Annotated in this window: 2 protein-coding genes and 1 pseudogene; all 3 read right to left on the reverse strand. The window is 72.1% G+C overall.

Going from position 1 to position 1,852, the window contains the following annotated elements:
- Nucleotides 1-7 precede the first annotated feature (7 nt).
- Nucleotides 8-754, reverse strand: a complete 747-nt coding sequence (locus RT051_RS14610; RefSeq protein ID WP_313077871.1) for a class I SAM-dependent methyltransferase — start codon at nucleotides 752-754, stop codon at nucleotides 8-10.
- Entirely contained in the window at nucleotides 751-1,554 is an 804-nt protein-coding gene (locus RT051_RS14615) for a polysaccharide deacetylase family protein (protein WP_313077875.1), read from the reverse strand. The genes RT051_RS14610 and RT051_RS14615 overlap by 4 nt, the downstream gene beginning before the upstream one ends.
- Nucleotides 1,554-1,852: pseudogene (locus RT051_RS14620) on the reverse strand (hypothetical protein); the annotation flags it as partial. The pseudogene RT051_RS14620 and the gene RT051_RS14615, both read right to left, overlap by 1 nt.

Here is a 1,852-nt window from a genome sequence, read left to right on the forward strand (position 1 = left end):
GACGGTATCAGGCGGCGGGAGGGGCATTGTCCCGCACCCGGCACACCAGAAGCACGTTGGCGAAAGGCAGGGCTCCGCTCATGGGCTGGCTGCTGACTTCGAATCCGACGGACACGAGCAAGGCCCGCCAGTCGGCGATGCTGCGGCAGTACAGCGGCGGCATGCGGTGGCCGCGCGTCCAGGTGACGACACGGTCCACCCACTGGGAGAGCTGGAACGGCAGGCCCGCCCCCGCGTCGCCGATGCGGGTGATGAACAGGCCGCCGGGTGCCAGTGCCGCGTGGATGCGCTGCAGCACCTTACGCTGGCGTTCATGGTCGAAATAGTGCAGCGCGTCGAAGATCGTGACCACGTCGCACTGGCCGAAATCCGCCTGGTTCATGTCGCCTTGCTCGACGCGCACGACGGGGTGGCCGACGCCAAAGGCCTGCGCCGCGCGCTGCACGTCGCGCGGCATCAGCTCCACACCGCGCATGTGCAGCGGCTGAGGGGGTGCGGGCCAGTCTCCCGGCCATTCGCCCCTCGCCTGTTGCTCCTGGGCCGCCAGCACCAGGGCAAACAGGCTGCCCTGGCCACAGCCCAGGTCCAGCCAGCGCCCACGCGCAGGCAGCATGCCCTGGTGCAGCAGGGCGGCAAACGCCGCATCACCCCCGATTTTTCCTCGTGCGTAGTGGTAGGCAAAGCGCCCTGCCGGACGGAAGCGTGCGCTTGCCGCATCGACGAGGGCGCGGGAAAGCGCAGGAACGGAAGTCATGCCAGAGCGTCGTGCAATGTGGTGGTGGTCAAACCGGCCTGGTCCAGGCGCTGAGCCAGCCGGGGAATCAGGTGCTCGATCACGGGCCGGCCGTCACCCGCGCGCGCCGCGTGGCCGTCGTGCAGCAGCAGGATGTCGCCGTCGCCCAGCGCCCGCGTCAGGCGCTGCAGCACCCGGTCGGGACGCGGCTCGCGCGTGTCGTAGCCGCGGCGTGTCCAGCTCGCCAGTTGCAGGCCCTGGCGGGCGAGCACCGGCTCCAAAAACAGGTTGCGCAGCCCCGCCGTGGGGCGGAAGAAGCGCGGCGCCTGGCCGCTCGCATCCTGCAGCACGGCCTGGGCGCGCGCGATGTCCATGGCCAGCCGCGCCGGGCCGAACAGGGACAGCGCGTGCGAGTGGCTGTAGCCGTGGTTCTCCACCCGGTGGCCCTGCTGGGCGATGGCGCGGCACAGTGCCGGATACCGCTCGGCCCGGTGGCCAATGAGAAAGAAGCTGGCCTTGATCCCGTGCTCGGCGAGCAGGTCGAGCACACGCGGCGTGACCTCCGGGTCGGGGCCGTCGTCGATGGTCAGCGCCACGCGCCCTGCCACGCCGGCAGGCACCCGGGGCAGCCGCGTGATGTTGGGGCCGAGCGCCTGCGAACGGGGCCACAGCCCGGCAGCGGTGATGAGGGCATGGTTGGCCGCCACGGCGCCCGCGGCCCAGGGCCATAGCGCGGGCTGGGCCAGCACGCCGAGGGCCGCGACGCCATGCAGCGTGGCCGAACCCGCCAGAAACGGCGTGGGCTTCCAGCGCCGCGCCATCAGCGCTCCTGCTCCCGCAGCGCAAGCCAGTGCGCGAACTGGCGACACAAGGGCAGCCAGGCATCCCAGTCGTGGCCACCCGGCACCTCGTGCAGCGCGGCCCGGCGCAGCCGCCGCGCGAGCAGCCGCATGGCATCGGCGAAGCGGTCATCGCGCCCGAGGCCCAGGAAGACGGGCAGGTCGGGCTGGCCCTCGCGCAGCGCCTGCCAAAGCTGGAATTCCAGGTCGTCCGCCTGTGCGGGTGTCGGCAGCCAGGCGTCGAGCCCGCCCGCGCGGGCGATGGCGTTGGTCGTCAGGC

It is taken from the genome of Melaminivora sp., from assembly GCF_032059615.1.
Taxonomy (GTDB): Bacteria; Pseudomonadota; Gammaproteobacteria; order Burkholderiales; family Burkholderiaceae_C; genus Melaminivora.